Origin of the sequence: Thalassovita gelatinovora, assembly GCF_001458355.1 — a bacterium.
Taxonomy (GTDB): Bacteria; Pseudomonadota; Alphaproteobacteria; order Rhodobacterales; family Rhodobacteraceae; genus Thalassobius; species Thalassobius gelatinovorus.
The window spans coordinates 182,290-198,753 of the sequence record NZ_CYSA01000016.1; the positions used below are offsets into that span (position 1 = coordinate 182,290).

Here is a 16,464-nt window from a genome sequence, read left to right on the forward strand (position 1 = left end):
CTTACAGCTCCAGCATGGTCTTGGTCAGGATATTGCGCTGGATCTCGTTCGATCCACCGAATATCGAGGTTTTACGGTTGTTGAAATAACGCGCCGCGTTATTAGCGCTGTCGGCAGGACCGAACATCAGGTTACCGTCGGTGACATAGCCCGGGAACGGGGCCGCAGCCGGACCCAAAGCGCGGCGTGCCAGATCCTTGAGTTCCTGGTTGATCACCGTGCCCTTGATCTTGAGGATCGAGGTTTCCGGCCCCGGAGCACCTTGTTGCTGCGCCTTGAACAACATCCGAAGATTGGTGATCTTCATCGCTTCCAGATCGATTTCGGCCTGCGCCACGCGAGAGGCGAAAAGCGGGTCTTCGATCAGCGGGCGACCGCCGCGCTGCACTTTACGCGCCAGCGCTTTGACCTCTTCCAAAGACTGCATCGAAAAGCCTACACCAGCGATGCCGGTACGTTCATGGGTCAGCAGGTATTTGGCGATGGTCCAGCCCTTGTTTTCTTCGCCTACAAGGTTGCCATAGGGCACCCGGACATCGGTGAAGAAGACCTCGTTCACCTCATGGCCGCCTTCGATCAGCTTGATCGGGCGCACTTCGATGCCGGGGGTTTGCATATCGACCAGAATAAAGCTGATACCCGACTGCTGCTTGGCGTCCGGGTCGGTACGGCACAGGCAGAAAATCCAATCGGCATGCTGTCCCAGAGTGGTCCAGGTTTTTTGTCCGTTGATCACCCATTCGTCACCTTCACGCACAGCGCGGGTTTTCAAGCTGGCAAGGTCCGAGCCGGCACCGGGTTCGGAATAGCCCTGGCACCACCAATCGGTCCCGTCCAGAATGCGCGGCAAGTAGTGATCCTGCTGTTCCTTGCTGCCGAATGCCTGCAACACCGGTCCCAGCATGCTAAGCCCGAAAGGCACGATGCGGGGGGCATAGGCGCGGCAGCATTCTTCTTCAAAAATGTGACGCTGCACCGGGGTCCAGCCGGGGCCGCCGAATTCTGTCGGCCAGGTGGTGGCAAGCCAGCCGTTGGCGTTCAGAATGGCGTGCCATTCTTCCATGACCTCTTTGGTCAGCTCGTCACCCGCACGCACCGCATCTGAAATATGGGTGGGTAGGTTTTCGGCCAGGTAAGCGCGGACTTCTTCGCGAAACGCGATGTCCTCGGCGGAAAAGCTCAGATCCATTCGTCAGGCTCCTTTGTTCAAATCGGCAAATGTGGTGCCGTCATCAGCCATTTTCTTTAGCAGGTCAGGCACCTGCCAGTAATGGCTGTCTTCCTTGGCGTATTCGGTGATCCGACCCACCAATTCCTTGGCTCCGATGGTATCAGCATAAGCCAGCGGACCGCCACGGAAGCGCGGGAAGCCATAGCCAAAGAGGAATACCATATCGACATCGACTGGCCGCTTGGCGGTGCCGTCTTCGACCACGCGGGTAGCTTCGACAATCATCGCGGTCATGTAGCGGTCGACAATATCTTCATCGGTGAAATCGTGCGGGGTGATGCCCTTGTCGGCGCGTACTTCGTCGATGATCGTGGCGACTTCGGGATTGGGGACCGGCGCACCTTGGTCGTAGATGTAATAGCCCTGCCCGGTCTTGCGCCCGAACCAGCCGTTTTCACAGATACGGTCGGCCACGTCGCCGGCATAGCGTTCATTCGGATTGCGGCTGTCTGCCTTGCGCTTGCGAGTCATCCAACCGATGTCCAACCCGGCCAGATCGCCGACCTTGTGCGGTCCCATGGCGAAACCGAACCCTTCCAACGCGGCATCGACCTGTTGCGGTGACGCACCGTCCAGCACCAGATAGCTGGCTGTTTTGACATAATGCGCCAAAATACGGTTCCCGATGAAGCCGTCGCAGACCTGCGCCAGAACGCCGACCTTCTTGAGCTTTTTCGCCAGCGCGAAACCCGTGGCCAAAACGTCGGGTGCGGTTTTCGCGCCCTGCACGATTTCCAGCAACCGCATCACATGGGCCGGGCTGAAGAAGTGCAGACCCAGAACGTCCTGCGGACGGTCAGTGCAGGCTGCGATTTCGTTGACATCCAGATAGGACGTGTTGGACGCCAAGATCGCACCGGGTTTGCAAACGGTGTTAAGCTTGCCAAAGATTTCCTTTTTCACATCCATCTGTTCAAACACCGCCTCGATCACCAGATCGACATCGCTCAGAACATCCAAACCCACTGACGGTTCCAGCATAGCCAGTGCGGCCTCTTTCTGATCGGCGCTCATCTTGCCCCGGCTCACCGCGCCTTCCAGGTTCTTGGTAATGGTGGCGACACCACGGTCGAGACCGTCCTGCGCCACTTCGACCAGACGCACCGGAATACCCGCGATCAAGCAAGAGGTGGCAATGCCAGATCCCATCGTGCCACCGCCGATCACACCGATCTTGGAAATTTCGCGGGTGTCGCCCTTGGCCTCCGGAATACCCGAAACGGCGCGTTCGCCAAAAAAGGCGTGGATCAGGCCGGCGCGCTGCGGCGTGTCCATCGAATCGATGAACGCTTGACGTTCGATTTTCAGCCCTTCGGTCCTTGGCAGCGACGATGCGGCGACCGCTTCGACGATTTTATGCGGCGAAAACAGGTGCGGCTGCTTTGCCTTCAGCATCGCGGCCGTATCGGCCAGCGTTTTTTCATCGGGTACGACATCCAGATCGCAGCTGTGGCGGGTTACCAGTTTGCCATCCAGAACATCCTGCGCGGCCTGCAAAGCGGCGTTACGCGGGGGCATATCAACCAACCGGTCGATCACGCCTTTTTCCAGCGCTTCCTCGGCTTTGACCTGACGACCCGACAGCGCCACATCCAGAGTAAAGGCAATGCCTGCGATCCGCGGCAGGCGCTGCGTCCCACCGGCACCGGGCAGCAGGCCCAGCAGGATTTCCGGCAGGCCGACGCGCAACCCCTTGGTACCGATCCGGGCATGGGTCGCCATGCCCAGTTCGAACCCACCGCCAAGCGCAGTCCCGTGCATGACCGAGATCACCGGGATTATGCTGTCTTCGATGATGTTATAGACGTCTGGCAGAGACGGAGCCTGCGGCGGCTTGCCAAATTCTGTGATGTCAGCCCCAGCGACGAAGGTTCGGCCCTCGGCATAGATCGCAATGACCTTTGCAGTGCCTTCTTCGTTCAACCGGATGATTGCGTCCTGCAACCCCTGCCGAACCACCTGACCGGTGGCGTTCACCGGCGGGTTATTGATAATGATCAGGGCAATATCGCCCTGCCGTTCGATGGAAATCTTGTCATTCACCTGGGTGACATCGGTCATCTGGCTGCCTCACGCTCCTGCAATCACACAGAGGAATGCTGGCCGCGCTTTGCAACCGCCTCCTCCCGTCGGGATCAAACTAAAGCCTCGGCGGGATCGCGTCAACGCGTGGAATATTGTTTTGCAATGCAGAACAATGCGGTGACGTCAGGTTATGAAATGATCTCGAACCGATTCACATCGACCAGTCCACGATCGGTAATCTTGAGGTTGGGAATCACCGGCAGGGCAAGGAAGGCCAATTGCAGGAACGGTTCTTCCAGCGTGACACCAAGGGAACGGGCGGCAAAGCGCAGATCAACCAACCGGTCGCGTACGGTTTCGAATGGATCAAGGCTCATCAACCCGGCCACCGGCAGCGGCAATTCTGCCAGAACCTTGCCGCCTTGAACCACCACAAAGCCGCCTTCGATTTCGCCCAACCGGTTTGCGGCCAGCGCCATGTCGTCGTAATCGACCCCGACCACCACGATATTGTGGTGATCGTGGCAGACGGTCGAGGCGATGGCGCCGCGTTGCAGCCCGAAGCCACGCACGAACCCGGTCGCCATGTTGCCGTTTTTGCCATGCCGTTCGATCACCGCGATCTTGATCAGGTCGCGGGCGATGTCGGGGCGTTTGTCTCCATCCGCGATCGGGATCGTTTCATGCAGGTGATCGGTGATGATCTTGCCTTCGATGATGCCGATGACATCTGTGTCTTCGCGGTTTCCCGCTGTGCGGAAATGGCTGGCCGTCACCGTCGGGGCCTTGACCGAATGACGACCCACCGGCGGGATCGTCTGACGGGCGGCAAAGGCGTCGTCCGTCACCTCGACGCCACCGCATAACACTTTCTGCACGTCACACGCTTCCAGACTGGACAGCGCAACGATATCGGCGCGTTTGCCCGGGGCAATCTGACCGCGATCCTTTAGCCCGAAGGCTTCGGCGGCGGACAGGCTGGCAGCGCGATAGGTGGCCAGCACCGGTGCGCCCAACCCGATCAGGCTGCGGATCATGTAATCGAGATGGCCATATTCAGCGATATCAAGCGGATTTCGGTCGTCGGTACAAAGGCACAGGTAAGGTGCGGTGCGTTCCGTCAGGATCGGGGCCAGCGCATGCATATCCTTGGACACAGACCCTTCGCGGATTAGCACCCGCATCCCCTTGCGCAGCTTTTCCAACGCCTCTTCGGCGGTGGTTGCTTCGTGTTCGGTGCGAATACCGGCAGCGATATAGCCGTTCAGATCCTTGCCCGACAGCAGCGGGCAATGACCGTCGATATGTTTGCCGCGGAACAGGTTGAGCTTTTCCATCACGCCCGGGTCCTTGTAGAGGACACCGGGGAAGTTCATAAATTCGGCCAGCCCGATGCTGGTCGGGTGATCCATAAGCGGCACCAGATCGGCGGCTTCGATCCTTGCACCGGCGGTTTCCATTTCGGTCGAAGGCACGCAGGAGGAAAGCTGCACCCTTATGCTCATCAGCGTATGCAGCGCGGCCTGCTGGAAATAGCGGATGCCGCCGGGGCCGATCACATTTGCGATCTCATGCGGGTCGCAGATCGCGGTGGTGACGCCCCTCGGCAGCACGCAGCGGTCGAATTCGAACGGCGTGACCAACGAGCTTTCGATATGCAGATGGGTATCGATGAACCCCGGTACCAGGATCAGGCCCGAAACATCAACGATCCGCGTGCCTTCGTAATTGTCACACGTGCCCACGATGGTATCGCCACAAATGGCGATATCGCCTTCCAGCAACTCGCCGGTCACAAGATCAAGCATCCGGCCACCGCGCAGCACGATATCGGCGGGCTTTGCCCCACGCCCCTGATCGATCAACTGGTCCAGTTTCGCCATGCCGCCCCCCTTTAGCATATTTCGGCTACGATGCCACGGAACGGCGACCAGCGCGAGGCGTTATCTATTCGATGAACCGCACCGGTTTTATCGGCGGTTCCAACTCCTCGAACAAACCTTCCTCAGAAGTGCGGGACCGTGCTGTACGGATATTTTTGAATAGTGAAGGCCAGCATGAAAGCCGTTGGGCAGCAACGACCGGCGGATGTCATATGAGCCTCGTAGCGCGTCGCCGGCGCGGACAGATTTCGGCTATGAGCCCGAAATAGCTCCGATTCAATTGGAATGAGATAGAATGTTCAGAAGCTTGCCCGCCGGGTCACGGAGATAGAAGCGGCGAACGCCCCATGGCTCGTCAGTGAGATCGTAGGCGATGCCGTGACCGAGGCTCTTCGCTCGCGCATATGCAGCGTCGATGTCATCGACCTCTATCGAAAAGAGGTGGTCCTAGATTTTAGACCAGTTTGTAGCCTTGTTAAGATGGATCAGGGTTTCATTTCAGGCTGCTAATCTCATTGGTTCTGCTTTGCTGGCATAGGCCTCATCGGGGGTCAATATGCCGTGCGTCGAATGCGGGCGGTCAGCATTGTAATAGGTCAGCCACTTGCCGATCCCGGTCCGCATTTCTGAACCTGTCTCAAAAGCGTTCAGATAGACGCATTCATACTTCAGCGACCGCCAGAGCCTCTCGATCATCCGATTGTCGCGCCACGCGCCTTTGCCGTCCATGCTGATCTTGACCTTCGCATCGGTTAGCACGTCGATCCAGGCGCCGCTGGTGAATTGGGACCCTTGGTCGGTGTTGAATATCTCCGGCGCGCCGTGTTCGGCCAGGGCTTCTTTCAGGGCCTCAACGCAGAAGTCTGCATCCATGCTGTTGGACAGCCGCCAGCTCAGAACTTTGCGGCTGTGCCAATCCATGATCGCCACGAGATACAGAAAGCCGCGTCGCATAGGGATATAGGTGATATCTGCGCACCAGACTTGGTTTGGACGGTCGATGACCGCATTTCTCAGCAAGTATGGCCAGATCTTGTGCTGCGGGTGTTTCTTGCTTGTGTTGGGCTCCTGATAAATCGGAACCAGACGCATAAGCCGCATCAATCGCTGTGACCTGCCCCCCATTGGTCCCTCGTTTATAATGAGAGTCTGCGGGTTTGATTTTGATAATCATGGGTTTCGGTTTGGGCAAGCGCGCCGTGCGCGGAGCCCTCAAATTGTTCAAGCGCTCGGCGCGCTTGCAGTGGCGTCTTGGACCTGTCGCGGTTTGATGCCGCTCCTTTGATAGCATTTACTGCAACAAAGGAGACGAACTATGGGCACAGGAAGAACGGATGAATTCCGCAAAGACGCGGTGCGAATTGCGCTGACCAGCGGGCTGACACGGCGACAAGTTGCGGATGATCTGGGCGTTGGGCTTTCGACGCTGAACAAGTGGGTGAACGCGCACCGTGGCACGGATGTGGTATCTCCCGAGGATCGCGAGCTTGCGCTGGAGAACGAACGGCTTCGGCGCGAGAACCGCATCCTCAAGGAGGAGAGGGACATCCTAAAAAAAGCCACCCAGTTCTTCGCGAGCCAAAAGCCATGAGGTTCAGGTTCGTCGAAGAACAGCGCGGTGCCTTCCCGATCGACCGGCTTTGTCAGGTCATGAACGTCAGCCCACGCGGATTGCGGGCTTTCCGCAGCCGGCCTGCCAGCCGCAGGCAGCGCACGGATATGGTTGTGCTGGCGCATATCAAGGAACAGTCGCGCTTGAGCCTGGGCAGCTACGGCAGGCCCCGAATGACCGAAGAATTGAAGGAGGTCGGTGTCGATGTCGGGCACCGGCGCGTCGGTCGCCTGATGCGCGAAAACGGAATTACTGTTGAAAGAACGCGCAAGTTCAAGGCGACCACAGACAGTGATCATACATTCAACATCGCCCCGAACCTGCTGGATCGGGACTTCAGTGCAGCCGGGCCGAACCAGAAATGGGCGGGTGACATCAGCTACATCTGGACCCGCGAGGGTTGGCTGTATCTGGCAGTGATCCTCGATCTGCATTCCCGGCGTATCATTGGTTGGGCTGTCAGCAATCGCATGAAGCGTGACCTGGCGATCCGGGCTCTGAAAATGGCCATCGCTTTCCGAGCGCCACCAAAGGGCTGCATCTTCCACAGCGACAGGGGCAGCCAATACTGTTCGCATGACTACCAGAAGATCCTGCGCCAGCATGGCTTCAAAGTCTCCATGAGCGGCAAAGGTAATTGTTATGACAATGCGGCCGTCGAGACATTCTTCAAAACCATCAAGGCCGAGCTGATCTGGCGGCGGTCATGGGCAACCAGGCGGCAAACTGAGATGGCTATCTTCGAATACATCAATGGCTTCTATAATCCGCGCCGACGCCATTCAGCACTGGGCTGGAAAAGCCCCGTCGCTTTTGAGCGGAAGGTGGCTTAAACGAGCACTTGGGGCGGCACGAAACCGTGACAGGTCCACCTTGAACGATCGCGGGCTGCTGCCGGAGCACGAGATCGTGGGGGTTCTTCGCGACGCCGCAGCGACGCATGAGAACGCAGTCGGGACCGAACCCGAAACGGAAAGGCACCGAGCCGTCGCAGACTTGATCAACGCGATCATTGCTGGCGGTAACTCTGTTCGGCGCTTGTGACGTTAAGCTTCAACAGTGGGCGGGAGCATTTATGGATATGCACTCATGGAAAGCAAAAAAGATATTCTTTGAGGCGCTATTGTAGAACCCCTGCTCAGCCATCACTTCAATAGCATTGGCACTCCGGTATGGCGAGTGCCAAAGCACATCCGAACATCGCCATGCTCCCCTAAGCAGCCGAATAAGGAGCAATTACGTGTCGTTCACTCCACTCCACGACCGGGTTCTCGTGCGCCGCATCGAAGGCGACGCGAAGACCTCAGGCGGGCTCATCATCCCTGACACCGCAAAAGAGAAGCCACAGGAAGGTGAAATCGTCGCGGTCGGCGCTGGCGCCAAGGACGAGGACGGCGACCGCGTCGCCATGGACGTCAAGGCTGGCGACCGGATCCTGTTTGGAAAATGGTCAGGGACCGAAATCAAACTCGACGGCGAAGATCTCATGATCATGAAGGAGAGCGATATTCTCGGCGTCATGGCCTGACCCCGACAGCGACGCCGAAATTTCATTCTCAGGAGCACCCGACCATGTCCGCCAAAGACGTCAGATTCAGTACAGATGCCCGCGACCGCATGCTGAAAGGCATCAACACGCTGGCCAACGCCGTGAAGATCACCCTCGGGCCGAAGGGCCGGAACGTCATCCTCGACAAATCCTGGGGTGCGCCGCGCATCACCAAGGACGGTGTGACCGTCGCCAAGGAAATCGAGCTGTCGGATCATTTCGAAAACATGGGCGCGCAGATGGTCAAGGAGGTCGCGCAGCGCACCAATGACGAAGCTGGCGACGGAACCACGACCGCGACCGTACTCGCCCACGCGATTGTCCGGGAGGGCATGAAGTCGGTTGCGGCCGGCATGAACCCGATGGATCTCAAGCGCGGGATCGACAAAGCCGTCGCATCGGTTGTGGCCGAGATCAAGACCATGTCCCGCCCCGTCGGCGACAGCGACGAGATCGCGAAGGTCGGCGCCATTTCAGCCAACGGAGAGGTCGCGATCGGCCGTCAGATCGCCGATGCGATGGCGAAGGTCGGCAATGAGGGCGTGATCACCGTCGAGGAAAACAAGGGACTGGAGACCGAAACCGAAGTGGTCGAGGGCATGCAGTTCGATCGCGGCTATTTGAGCCCCTACTTCATCACGAACGCTCAGAAGATGGTCGTCGAACTGGAAGACTGCGTCATCCTGCTTCACGAGAAGAAGCTGACCTCGCTGGCCCCTATGGTGCCCTTGCTCGAAGGGGTCATGCAAGCGGACAAGCAGCTCTTGGTTGTCGCCGAAGATATCGATGGCGAAGCGCTCGCCATGCTTGTCGTGAACAAGCTCCGCGGTGGGCTGAGGGTCGCGGCCGTCAAGGCACCTGGCTTCGGGGATCGTCGCAAGGCGATGCTGGAAGACCTTGCAATTCTTACGGGCGGCCAGGTCATTTCAGAAGAACTCGGAATTAAGCTCGAGAACGTCACGTTGGACATGCTGGGTGTCGCCAAGAAAATCACCATCACAAAGGACGCAACGACAGTGATCGATGGAGCGGGCGACAAGGCGGCCATCGCCGCGCGCGTGTCTCAGATCCGCACGCAGATCGAAGACACCACGTCGAATTACGACAAGGAAAAGCTGCAGGAACGGCTGGCCAAGCTTGCCGGTGGCATTGCCGTGATCCGGGTCGGAGGGGCAACCGAAATCGAGGTGAAGGAGCGCAAGGACCGCGTCGACGATGCGCTGAATGCTACCCGCGCTGCGGTTCAGGAAGGTGTCGTGCCCGGTGGCGGCGTGGCCCTGGTTCACGCTGGCAAGGTGCTGGCGACGCTGAAGGGTGAGAACAACGATCAGGGTGCCGGCATCAAGATCGTCCGCCGCGCGATCCAGGCACCGCTGCGCCAGATCGCCGAAAATGCCGGGGTCGACGGATCGGTTGTCGTCGGAAAGGTGATCGAGAACGACAGCCCGAGCTTCGGTTTCGACGCGCAGGCCGAAGAATATGGCGACATGTTGAAGGCCGGTGTCATCGACCCCACCAAAGTCGTCCGGATCGCGCTCGAAAACGCCGCGTCCATTGCCGGGCTGTTGATCACGACCGAAGCGATGGTCGCGCAGAAGTCCCAGAAGACCGGTGCCGGCAGCGAAATGCCCGACATGGGTGGTATGGGCGGGATGATGTAAGCAACCGCGTCTCAAGGGCAGTGCCCTTTGGGCGCTAAATCGCAAACTGACGAAGACCAAAGACGAAAACGGCATCAGAAACAGAAATCTGGATCAGGAGGATCTGACGTGTCAAAAGGTGACAAGAAGCGCGGTAACAGAGAAGCGAAGAAGCCCAAAAAGGTGAAAGAAAAGGTCGTTGCAACAGCCGACTTCACGAAGGGCAAAACCTTGACCAATCTGGGCGAGCACAAGAAGAAATAGGTGTGGTCGAAGCCTATTCTGAGACCTGGTAGAAATGACGCCGTGTTCTCGTGCGTCACCCTTTCTCGACAGCAGCCGCTATCTCGTCTCAGGGCCCGCGAGGCAGCAAGTCGCTCAGCAGCTGAGGGATCAGCCTGGCGTAGCAAGCGCAAGGCAGCGGGAAGCCACGCGATTGGAGCATGAACTGTCTGAGAAATGAAGCCAGAGTTATCAACGTTGTATTTTCGACGTTAAGAGACTATGTGAAAGATACGAAAGTTGCGGTTCTCTGCGGCATAGGCGCATCAGCCTGCCAGAGCGGACCACAACCCTCCATCATGAAAATTCAGCTTTCACGTCCTGTAGCAGGGATCTGGTGTTTGGGAAGGTTGCCGATGTTATCGCGCACGACCACGTCAGTTGTGACATTTCTTCATCCGTTTGTGGTCGCGGGATACGCCGATGAACTGCCCGCGGGCGAATACGAAGTGTTGGCAGACGACGAAGTCATGCAGAGCCACAGCTTTGTGGCATACCGACGGACCGCGACGTTTCTATTGATCAATTGGCACGCGGGAGAGTCAGATCTGCGCGCAGTGGATCACCGAGACCTGGAGTTGGCTCTGGCGCAGGATCAGGCCAACGCAAACACGAACGTAATGAAAAATAGTGCGGCGGCGCTTTCTCCGTCAGAGGATCAAAAATGACATTCCCCGAATGGACGAAACCCGGTGTTTACGGAGCCTTGGTTGGCGCAGTTGCTGTCTCTATTCTTGGCTTCACCTGGGGCGGCTGGACAACTTCAGGCGATGCGCAGGAGATGGCTGATAGCTTTGCGGCAGAGCAGGTCATCCTGGCCATGGTGCCGGTTTGTTTAGAGCTTTCAGAAGCTGATGCAGAACGCACCGCGAAATTGGCGATACTTCAGGAGGCTTCTAGCTTTCAGCGACGCAATGCGATGATGGAAACGGGCTGGGCCACGTTGCCGGGCACTGACGCCCCGAGCCGGGATCTGGCAAACGCGTGTCTTGAGGGGCTTGAATTGGATGGATCATAGATCAGGATCGACAGAACGTCACCGTCCGCATTCCATCGCTTTCCAGATCCCTGCGGAAACACCATCGGCCGGGGCCCTACTTATAGGTTTGATTGTCGCTGTCTTGCTTCTTGCACTGCCTGCATTTGGACAAACCGCCGATCAGCCAATGCCTGAGAACGCCAGTGCCAAAAGTTACGGTGATGGATGGGAATGCAATATTGGATTCCGACTAAACGAAGATACCTGCGTCGCTGTGATCGTGCCACAAAACGCATATGACACGAACCGTTCCTACGGATCCGGATGGGAGTGTCTGCATGGGTTTCGCAGAACCGATGAAGCTGCATGTGTTGCAGTGGAGGTGCCTGAGGGTGGGTTCTTGGGCCCGTCAGGCGAACGGTGGCGTTGTTTGCGCGGCTACATCAAGGTCGATGACACATGTCAGGAATTCGTGCTGCCAGCAAATGCGTACTTGGCAGATGCCTCATATGGCTCCACGTGGACGTGCGAACGCGGGTTCGAAACAACTGGCGACCAGTGTACTGCCATCGAGGTTCCAGCCAACGCCTATCTGAATGGATCAGGATACGGTCAGCCCTGGACATGTGAGCGCGGCTTCTTTGAACAGGCTGGTCTGTGCGAAGCCGTCGTGATCCCCGCAAATGCATACTTCGACGACGCAAGCTACGGCTCAGGGTGGAAGTGTGATCGTGGATACGCCGCGTCTGGCGAGACATGCGAATTCTTAAACGTTCCCGAAAACGCGCATCTGGACAGGTCGGGAAACCGCTGGGAATGCAACAAAAATTTCCAAAAATCAAAGGGGCTGTGCGTCCTTAACAACTAGGCGCGCGCCACGGCATCATTCCCATTCAAAATGCACATGTGAGGGCAATTCTGCCCTCCGTGCCAACCTGTGAAAGAGAACCACAATGGAAACCAAATCTGAAACTGTCGATACCATCCGCCGCCCTATCAGGGGACCGCAAGCACCTCCAATGAAACAGATCAAACCCGTAGGCTTGACGTCAGGCAGGCAGATCACGTCCTCACCGACGGCGGTCGTCTATTGCGAAGAGAATTTCGCGCAAATCGATGGCAAGACGGCAAATGGCCTTGTGCGCCATTCTCAAGCGTATCGCATCCTTTCCGTCATCGACAGCACCTATGGCGGACAAGACAGCGGATCCGTCCTCGACGATACAATGAACCACATCCCTATCTTTGGTGATTTGGATGCTGCAGTTGCACATCAAGCCGTCATTCCCGATACGTTGATCTATGGGATGGCCCCCTCATCGGGGCGGCTTTCACCTGCGGATCGAAGCGTTGTTCTAAATGCGATCGGGCTTGGCATGAACATCGTGAGCGGGCTGCATGAGTATCTGAGCGACGACCATGAGATAGTCACCGCCGCATCCGAACGGAATGTCATGATCCGGGACATCCGCAAGCCGAAACCCAGCAAGGACATGCGCCTGTTCGATGGCAGTGTCGGCGATGTCAAAGCTTTGCGTATTGCAGTTCTTGGGACAGATTGTGCCATAGGCAAGCGCACAACGGCGACCGTTTTGGCACGCGCCCTGAATGCAAAGGGCATCAAGACAGTGCTTGTCGGCACGGGCCAGACCGGCCTGATGCAGGGCGCGAAATACGGTATCGCAATGGATGCCGTCCCGCCCCAGTTCTGCTGCGGCGAGCTTGAAGGTGCGATTGTTGCGGCCTCTGAAGCCGAACAACCCGATATCATTTTGATCGAAGGCCAGGGCGCGTTAAGCCACCCCGCGTTTTGCACATCGGCCTTTATCCTGCGCGGTAGCCAGCCGGATGCTGTCATCTTGCAGCACGCGCCCAAACGCGCCCACCGCTGCGACTTTCCCGATATGCCGATGCCCACAGCGTTAAGTGAGATCGCCCTGATCGAGGCCTTTGCAGATACAAAGGTCATCGGTGTCACGCTCAATCACGAGGGGATGTCTGACGTCGAAATAACCGACACCATCGCGGCACAATCACGAAAGCTCAGGTTGCCTGTCACCGATGCGTTGGCCCGACCGGCTGCACATTTGCTTGCGATGGTGATCGCCGCATACCCCGGTTTGACGCAAAGGCCTTCGATGGCCGCGATATGAGCTGCCCACGCATCGAAGTGGATTTGAGCAAGATACGTCGCAACACAGAAACTGTCGTTCGGCGGTTGGGCCCGCGTGGTATCGGCGTCACAGGCGTTACCAAGGCTGTCTGCGGCCATCCTGCGATCGCTCAGGCTATGCTGGACGGTGGTGCCTTGGGGCTAGCGGATGCACGTCTCAGCAATGCGCAGAGGTTGCGCCAAGCAGGCATCACATGCCTGGTCACGCTGATCCGGACGCCGATGTTAAGTCAGGTCGATGAGGTCGTTGGGTTCTGTGAAGTGAGCTATAACACAGAGATTGCTATCATTGCGGCCTTGGCGTCTGCCGCCATCCGCAAAGATAAGGTTCACGGTATCATACTGATGGTCGAGATGGGCGATGGACGCGAAGGTATTTTACCCGAGAACGTGGCTGAAGTTGCGCAGGAAGTCATGACGATGCAAGGGGTGGCGTTGAAAGGCATTGGCGCAAACTTTGCCTGTCTGAGCGGGCTTGCCCCGACGGCGTCGCAAATGGCCGCTTTTTGCGGCCTCGCGAACGAAATTGAGGGTGTTTGCGGCCCGTACCTCAAGATCGTGTCTGGTGGCAACTCAGCCAATTTGCCGTGGGCGCTTGGTGAACACGCGACGGGTCACGTCAACGACCTCCGTCTGGGTGAGACGATCCTTCTGGGTGTTGAGCCGGTGTCTGGGGACCAGATCGACGGGATGCACACGGACGCCTTCACGCTTGTTGCCGAAGTCATCGAAACGGAAGCAAAACCCCCGCCTTCCCCTATCGCCCTGATCGATCCAACTAGGGAACGACTTCGCATTGTGACAACCAGTGCCGCCTCTGCGCGCATGATCCTCGCGATGGGACATCAGGACACCGACATTCCGGGGCTCTCAATGCCTGTTGGAAGCACATTGATCGGTGCAACCAGTGATCATATTGTCATTGGAACGCCCCGCCCCCTGCCAAAGGTGGGCTCCGAGGTGAGATTCCAGTTGAATTACAACGCGTTGATGCATGCCATGGCCGCGCCGGACATCGAAGTGACACTGTTGGGCGATCAATCCATGCGCCCATCACGGCGCGCCCAAGGCAAGGTCAACCACTTGGCGTTGGTGTGAAAGACCTCGCTTGGTCCGGCCGACCTTAAACCACAAAGGAAACTGAAAATTGACGAAACTTACAAAAAACAATCTGTTCAAAGTGTATGACTCCAAACCGGAAACCGCGATGGATAAGACGACGCGTGTCGTGAGACAAATGGTCGACGAAGAAACGGAACAACGACAAGCTAAAGTGACCCGGCTTCGCAATACCCGCCTTGAAAGGGAAGCGAACACGCCATCCGAAGCGACAGCGAAAACAGCGCGCAAAACGCGGCCCTCTAAAACCGTTTCAAAGTGATGATAGAGCTTCGGCGGCATTGTTATGCGTTAAGCACCAAGCTTGGCCGCAGACGATCCGGTCGGGCTGAAATCGGGAAAGGTAGTTCCCGGCTTCCTCTAAGGATCAATCGATGACGAACTCAGAGCGGACCACAGACAAAATTCACTATATCTGCCAGACGTATGTCGAGAAGGAGGCTGGACGCGATGGGCAGGGTGGCCTGAAAATTGCCAAGCAACTTGAATATTCCACAGCGTCGGAGGCACAAAACAGAGCCGAGCGAGAGGCTCTATCCGAAGACTGCGCGGGTGCCGACGCCTACATGGTCAGTGAAGACCCAAACAGTGGAGAAGTTGGCGAACCACGCTTCCTTATAAGGCTTGGCAACGTTCCAGAATTTGACGATTTCTAGAAACCCAAAAACAGCCGCGGCCTACCCGGGATTTGTGTCCCGCAAACGCGACAATACGCTGGTAACAGGAGCGTTGGAGGTGAGGCTCTTCCGCGATCTGAGCCATGCTAACCAAAAAATAGGTCATTGGTGCGAGCGCAGCAAATCCACCCTTCACCCGCATCTGAGTCTTTGGAACCGTCCGCGGCGAAAGCACGGTTTGAAATTTGTGTCTCAGCGGGGCTTTGGATGACCGCTCTGGCGACTTTAGCTGCAACGCAACAGCTAGCATGCCGCATCTGCGAAGCGATGCTGCGTCAGCAATAACCGCGTGAGCAAAAGGCGGGTTCGTCCCGCCCAGCCGTCATTAATGCGCAGTACCCTGAAGGTCTGCTGTCACACTGCTGTACGAATAGGCCACGACCGCTTTGGGGCTGGGACCGGACCTGCGCTGCGCGCTGCATCAAGGACGGCTGTGGCCGGAAGCGCCATTCAGCCCCGCGCGGTGACCTCGCTTTTGCAAATGTCGCTATCTGCGCCTAGCCGTCATCGGCCCGATGCACAGCTAAGGTCCGTTCCCAGTCGATTTTGTTGAAAAACTCTTCCTTGATCGACGGCTGATCTACTGATTCAATTCCTTTATTGATTGGGGGATTTAGCGATGTTGGGACCAAAACAGGAAGCGCAGGCAGCTCTGTTTTATGAGTTCTCGTTGGAGGATCACGTCCCGCAAGATCACCTTCTGCGGTCGATTGATCGCTTCGTTGATCTGAGTAGCATCCGCGCACATCTGGCTAATTTCTATAGTCATACTGGTCGACCATCCATCGACCCAGAACTGCTCATTCGAATGCTGTTGGTTGGCTATTGCTTTGGTATTCGGTCTGAGCGCCGCCTGTGCGAGGAGGTGCATCTGAACCTCGCTTATCGATGGTTTTGTCGCCTTGATCTGACGGACCGGATTCCTGATCACTCCAGCTTTTCCAAGAACCGCCACGGACGCTTCCGCGAAAGCGATCTGTTGCGCCACGTATTCGAGACGACCGTTGCGCGATGCATGCAAGAAGGGCTTGTTGGTGGCCAAGGATTTGCCGTCGATGCCAGTTTGATCAGTGCTGATGTCCAGAAACAGAACTCCAGCAACCCTGAAGACTGGGCAGCCCGTGTGACTGACGCCGGTGATAGGAACCTTGCTTGCGGAACTCATCAGGGCCAGTGGCAATCGCCACGCAAACAGGCCGGACACACGACTGTACTGACCGATGATCGCAATCACAAAAAACGCTTGCAATGCAGGAGCCATCTACACAAGCCGTTCGCGCATTTTGCAGCATTC

General features: G+C 57.3%; 15 protein-coding genes and 3 pseudogenes. 12 read left to right on the forward strand and 6 right to left on the reverse strand.

Annotated elements, in window-relative coordinates; translation table 11 throughout:
* Position 1 precedes the first annotated feature (1 nt).
* From TG4357_RS09240 to TG4357_RS19790, 6 genes and pseudogenes are all read right to left on the reverse strand, one after another.
* Positions 2–1,189, reverse strand: coding sequence for an acyl-CoA dehydrogenase family protein (locus TG4357_RS09240; RefSeq protein ID WP_058262591.1), 1,188 nt, complete (start codon positions 1,187–1,189; stop codon positions 2–4).
* A 3-nt stretch (positions 1,190–1,192) separates the two neighbouring features.
* Complete coding sequence (locus tag TG4357_RS09245; RefSeq protein WP_058262592.1) at positions 1,193–3,292, reverse strand: 3-hydroxyacyl-CoA dehydrogenase NAD-binding domain-containing protein; 2,100 nt, start codon at positions 3,290–3,292, stop codon at positions 1,193–1,195.
* A 152-nt stretch (positions 3,293–3,444) separates the two neighbouring features.
* Positions 3,445–5,139 (reverse strand): adenine deaminase, encoded by a 1,695-nt coding sequence (gene ade, locus TG4357_RS09250; protein WP_058262593.1) that lies wholly within the window; start codon positions 5,137–5,139, stop codon positions 3,445–3,447.
* A gap of 276 nt (positions 5,140–5,415) precedes the next feature.
* Positions 5,416–5,571 (reverse strand): VOC family protein, encoded by a 156-nt coding sequence (locus tag TG4357_RS19920; RefSeq protein ID WP_082644116.1) that lies wholly within the window; start codon positions 5,569–5,571, stop codon positions 5,416–5,418.
* Positions 5,572–5,637: 66 nt separating this feature from the next.
* Positions 5,638–6,255, reverse strand: a pseudogene (locus TG4357_RS09255) (IS3 family transposase); the annotation flags it as partial.
* 20 nt (positions 6,256–6,275) lie between these two features.
* A pseudogene (locus TG4357_RS19790) lies at positions 6,276–6,395 on the reverse strand (IS3 family transposase); the annotation flags it as partial.
* A 59-nt stretch (positions 6,396–6,454) separates the two neighbouring features.
* On the opposite strand from TG4357_RS19790, the gene TG4357_RS09265 reads away from it, so the two are divergent.
* From TG4357_RS09265 to TG4357_RS19060, 12 genes and pseudogenes are all read left to right on the forward strand, one after another.
* Positions 6,455–7,584 (forward strand): IS3 family transposase gene (locus tag TG4357_RS09265; protein WP_139193705.1). Its coding sequence is split into 2 segments (ribosomal slippage): positions 6,455–6,689 and positions 6,689–7,584, totalling 1,131 coding nucleotides; the frame shifts between segments, so codons are not numbered across the junction.
* A complete protein-coding gene (locus TG4357_RS20125) occupies positions 7,565–7,795 on the forward strand; it encodes a hypothetical protein (protein WP_074647109.1) in 231 nt (76 codons plus the stop codon). The genes TG4357_RS09265 and TG4357_RS20125 overlap by 20 nt, the downstream gene beginning before the upstream one ends.
* Positions 7,796–7,991: 196 nt before the next feature.
* A complete protein-coding gene (locus TG4357_RS09270) occupies positions 7,992–8,279 on the forward strand; it encodes a co-chaperone GroES (RefSeq protein WP_058262596.1) in 288 nt (95 codons plus the stop codon).
* Between the two features lie 44 nt (positions 8,280–8,323).
* Entirely contained in the window at positions 8,324–9,961 is a 1,638-nt protein-coding gene (groL, locus tag TG4357_RS09275; protein ID WP_058262597.1) for a chaperonin GroEL, read from the forward strand.
* A 108-nt stretch (positions 9,962–10,069) separates the two neighbouring features.
* Positions 10,070–10,204: a hypothetical protein gene (locus TG4357_RS19925; protein ID WP_092363166.1), complete on the forward strand. Its 135-nt coding sequence runs from the start codon at positions 10,070–10,072 to the stop codon at positions 10,202–10,204.
* A 242-nt stretch (positions 10,205–10,446) separates the two neighbouring features.
* Positions 10,447–10,890: a hypothetical protein gene (locus TG4357_RS09280; RefSeq protein WP_233487457.1), complete on the forward strand. Its 444-nt coding sequence runs from the start codon at positions 10,447–10,449 to the stop codon at positions 10,888–10,890.
* A complete protein-coding gene (locus TG4357_RS09285; RefSeq protein ID WP_058262599.1) occupies positions 10,887–11,240 on the forward strand; it encodes a hypothetical protein in 354 nt (117 codons plus the stop codon). Before TG4357_RS09280 ends, TG4357_RS09285 begins: the two co-directional genes overlap by 4 nt.
* Positions 11,241–12,154: 914 nt before the next feature.
* Positions 12,155–13,354 carry an N-acetyltransferase DgcN family protein gene (locus TG4357_RS09295; RefSeq protein ID WP_082644110.1) on the forward strand — a complete coding sequence of 400 codons (1,200 nt, stop codon included), beginning with the start codon at positions 12,155–12,157 and terminating at the stop codon, positions 13,352–13,354.
* Complete coding sequence (locus tag TG4357_RS09300; RefSeq protein WP_058262601.1) at positions 13,351–14,472, forward strand: alanine racemase; 1,122 nt, start codon at positions 13,351–13,353, stop codon at positions 14,470–14,472. Before TG4357_RS09295 ends, TG4357_RS09300 begins: the two co-directional genes overlap by 4 nt.
* A 49-nt stretch (positions 14,473–14,521) precedes the next feature.
* The gene (locus TG4357_RS09305; protein ID WP_058262602.1) at positions 14,522–14,755 is read left to right on the forward strand and encodes a hypothetical protein; all 234 of its coding nucleotides are present in this window, start codon (positions 14,522–14,524) and stop codon (positions 14,753–14,755) included.
* Positions 14,756–14,867: 112 nt separating this feature from the next.
* Positions 14,868–15,149: a hypothetical protein gene (locus TG4357_RS09310; protein WP_058262603.1), complete on the forward strand. Its 282-nt coding sequence runs from the start codon at positions 14,868–14,870 to the stop codon at positions 15,147–15,149.
* Positions 15,150–15,789: 640 nt separating this feature from the next.
* Positions 15,790–16,284: pseudogene (locus tag TG4357_RS19060) on the forward strand (transposase); the annotation flags it as partial.
* Positions 16,285–16,464 lie beyond the last annotated feature (180 nt).

Coding starts and splice junctions, on each gene's coding strand:
- TG4357_RS09240 (WP_058262591.1), bottom strand. CDS start 1,189: ATGGATCTGAGCTTTTCCGCCGAGGACATCGCGTTTCGCGAAGAAGTC.
- TG4357_RS09245 (WP_058262592.1), bottom strand. CDS start 3,292: ATGACCGATGTCACCCAGGTGAATGACAAGATTTCCATCGAACGGCAG.
- ade (WP_058262593.1), bottom strand. CDS start 5,139: ATGGCGAAACTGGACCAGTTGATCGATCAGGGGCGTGGGGCAAAGCCC.
- groL (WP_058262597.1), top strand. CDS start 8,324: ATGTCCGCCAAAGACGTCAGATTCAGTACAGATGCCCGCGACCGCATG.
- TG4357_RS09285 (WP_058262599.1), top strand. CDS start 10,887: ATGACATTCCCCGAATGGACGAAACCCGGTGTTTACGGAGCCTTGGTT.
- TG4357_RS09295 (WP_082644110.1), top strand. CDS start 12,155: ATGGAAACCAAATCTGAAACTGTCGATACCATCCGCCGCCCTATCAGG.
- TG4357_RS09300 (WP_058262601.1), top strand. CDS start 13,351: ATGAGCTGCCCACGCATCGAAGTGGATTTGAGCAAGATACGTCGCAAC.
- TG4357_RS09310 (WP_058262603.1), top strand. CDS start 14,868: ATGACGAACTCAGAGCGGACCACAGACAAAATTCACTATATCTGCCAG.